General features: G+C 70.5%; 2 protein-coding genes. One reads left to right on the forward strand and one right to left on the reverse strand.

Annotated features, from left to right (window positions below; genetic code table 11):
- A partial coding sequence (locus tag ACFWX1_RS47950; RefSeq protein WP_378396612.1) for a hypothetical protein occupies positions 1-1,830 on the reverse strand: 1,830 nt, incomplete at its 3' end.
- Positions 1,831-2,208: 378 nt separating this feature from the next.
- Here ACFWX1_RS47950 and ACFWX1_RS47955 point away from each other — a divergent pair.
- The gene (locus ACFWX1_RS47955) at positions 2,209-2,670 is read left to right on the forward strand and encodes a VOC family protein (RefSeq protein ID WP_378396613.1); all 462 of its coding nucleotides are present in this window, start codon (positions 2,209-2,211) and stop codon (positions 2,668-2,670) included.
- Positions 2,671-2,913 lie beyond the last annotated feature (243 nt).

Below are 2,913 nucleotides of genomic sequence, written 5' to 3' on the forward strand. Positions count from 1 at the left end.
CGGCGTCGCCGAGGGCGGCACGCTCACCCGCGAGTTCCGCGACACCCTCGCCGTGGGCGCCACCCCCCCCCCCCCGGGCACCCCCGCGGCCCGGGCGCGCCCGCCCCCCCGGGGGGCCCCGGTGTTCCGGGGTGGCCCGGCCGCTCCCCGCCGGTCGGCGGCCGGGTCGTGCAGCCCGCGCTCGTAGCCGATGTTGCCGCCGAGCAGTCCTCCGGCGGCGCCGCCGACAGCGCCGCCACCGAGCGCGATGACAGCCGCGGTGACCGCCGACAGGGGCACCACCCGCGGGCCCCGCATCGTCGGTCCGCCGTGGCGGGTCGATTCCGTGCGGCGCCCGGAGGGCGGTGTACTCGCGACGGCGCCTTCGCCGTCATCGTTGTGCCGCAACGGAAACGCGGGGTGGTAGGTGGCGTCGAACTCGGTTTCGCCGACCCGGCCGAGCAGATCGACGACCTGGAGCCTGACCGTGGCGAGCTTCAGCGGCATGACGGGCTCGGTGCCGCCGGTGAGCAGGGCCTTCGCCGAGGTCACGGTCGCCACCGGCCCGTGACCGTGCTTGAGCCTGGCACCGTTGCCGGTCCGCCACACGTAGTCGTAGGGCGGTTCGGTGGGCTTCGCGAGCGTGGCGTCGAGGTGCGCGACGACGGGTGCGCCCGGCGCGGCCTGCCGGGGCACGATCGGCTGGACGATCCGGGGTTTCGGCTTCGCGTCGTCGATGGTGAGCAGGGACCGCTGATCGTCGAGTGGCACGTCGTAGTGGGCGACGAGGTGCCTGTCCTTGACCGTGACGGCCACGACGGGCGCGTCGACGGCGATGGCGGTACCCGGGACCCGGAACCGTTGCCGGAGTACCGGTGCGGGCCCCGCGAAGACGCGGCCGAGCAGTTCGGCCGTGGCCTCGGCGAGGAGCCCGGCCTCCGCCGACGACGCCGCCAGGGTGCGGAAGCTGACGGACAGCCGCTTGGCCGAGCTCAGCGAACACACCGCGGTGGCGTCGACCGGCAGTGTCGTTCCGCCGCATCGCACCTCACCGGAGAGGTGCAGATACTCGTGTGCGGTGAAGGCGACCTTGAGCCAGGTCCAGCGCCAGGAGACCAGGTCCTCGTCCAGGACGGTGGTGCCACTGGCGAGTTCCCGCTCGCACAGCCTGGCGAGCACGTCGTTCAGCCCGGTCTCGCTGTAGGCCACCGCCAAGTTCGCCGCCGGGTCGGACAGGAAACCGCCTCGCGGCGCGGGCCCGGCACGGCCGAGGGTGAGCGAGAGCGTTTCCGTGTGCGGATCGACCGCGACGGTCGCGGCCCCTTGCCGCGGCGGCACCGCATCCGGCAGATAGGTCAGCGGCAGGCCCGCCAGGCGTTTCATCAGCTTCTTGCCGAGCACGGGACGCAGGAGCGTCCGCTCCAACCTGGCGTCGAACCACGAAAGCGCGTCCTCGTCCCCGGGGTAGCTGAGCTTCAGGTCGGCCAGGCGGAGGGCGGACAGGGGCGGCGCCGTCAGCCTCGCCACCGGCCTGCCGTCCTTCGCGAAGACGATTTCGGGGCGGCAGTCGGTGTGGACCGCGCCTTCCATGATCAGGTTGATGCCCTTCAGGGAATGCCGGGCGCCGCCGCGGATTTTCGCGGACAACCGCAGGCATTCGCCCGCTATGGCGAGGTCCGGACTGTCCCAGTGCGCTTTCGCCTGAAACGGCGGAATTCTCTGCGCGACGACCCGGGTAACCGGCGTGGCCAGCGCGAGGTTGTCCCGAAGCGACTCGTTTACGGCGCGTTTCTGCACGTCACGAACGAGGTTGTGGCGAAATTGGACGATCAGGTCGTGATGATGCCGCACCGACTTCTCCGATCACCGTGAAGTCTCCGCATCCGCCCTACCCCAACGCTTTCGCTGTAGCCCTCACCGGGCGGAGCGCTGCCGACTATGCCCGCGTCCCGACGGCGTGAAAACGTCTCGTAGCGGTTTTCACCCGGTCGGCTCAGCAACGGTACTTTTCCCCTCACAAGACGCTGATGATTAGCAATTTATCACGCGCAAACGGTAAGGTATTCACATTTCCGGTGCTCGCATTATTCGTCGGCGAATCCCGTTTTCCGGCAAGCCCCCGGCCACCCGTGCGTCGACGCGCTCGGGCCGGGGCCGCGCACCCGGCTCCGCCCCTGTGCGCGCCCGCCGGGTTTTGCCGGTGCGGGCCGGTAGTGTTCCCGACTGCCGATGGGGCCCACCACCGACACGAAAGGGTTCGCCGTGGACTGGACGCTCGAAGTGGTCATCCTCCCGGTCAGCGACATCGACCGCGCGGTCGCCTTCTACCGGGATCAGGTCGGTTTCGCGCTCGACCACGACGTCACGAACGAGCACATGCACATCGTCCAGCTGACGCCGACGGGGTCCGGCTGCTCGATCGTGCTCGGCGACCTGCCCGCGCACAAGGAGATGAAGCCCGGATCGATCCGCGGCCTTCAGCTGTGCGTCGCCGACGCCGAGGCCGCGCGGGCCGAGCTGATCTCGCGGGGCGTGGAAGCCGGTGAGATCACGAGGCTCGATGAACGGGACGGCAGCACGTTCTTCGGGTTCAGCGATCCGGACGGCAACACGTGGACCGTGCAGGAGCTGAGGTCACGCGGCGAGAACCCGCTCATCCCGCACGAGGCGCGGGACCGCTCCGACACCTGACCGGCCAGGTCGCGTACCCGAGCGGACGACTCGCGTACCCAGACGGACGACTCGCGTACCTGGAGGGACGACACGGCTGTCCACGTTCCGCGGAGGCCCGGCTCATGATCGCCGAGGACGGCGGCCTGGCTCCCCTGGTCCGTGGCGGTGTCGCGAACGCTCCGTTGGCGACGATGAACGTCTCGAACGCGTCGTTCGCGACATCAGCCCGGCAGGGCAGGGCGCTCCCCCCTCGTCGCGAAC

This window comes from Amycolatopsis sp. NPDC059021, from assembly GCF_042739895.1.
Classification (GTDB): domain Bacteria; phylum Actinomycetota; class Actinomycetes; order Mycobacteriales; family Pseudonocardiaceae; genus Amycolatopsis.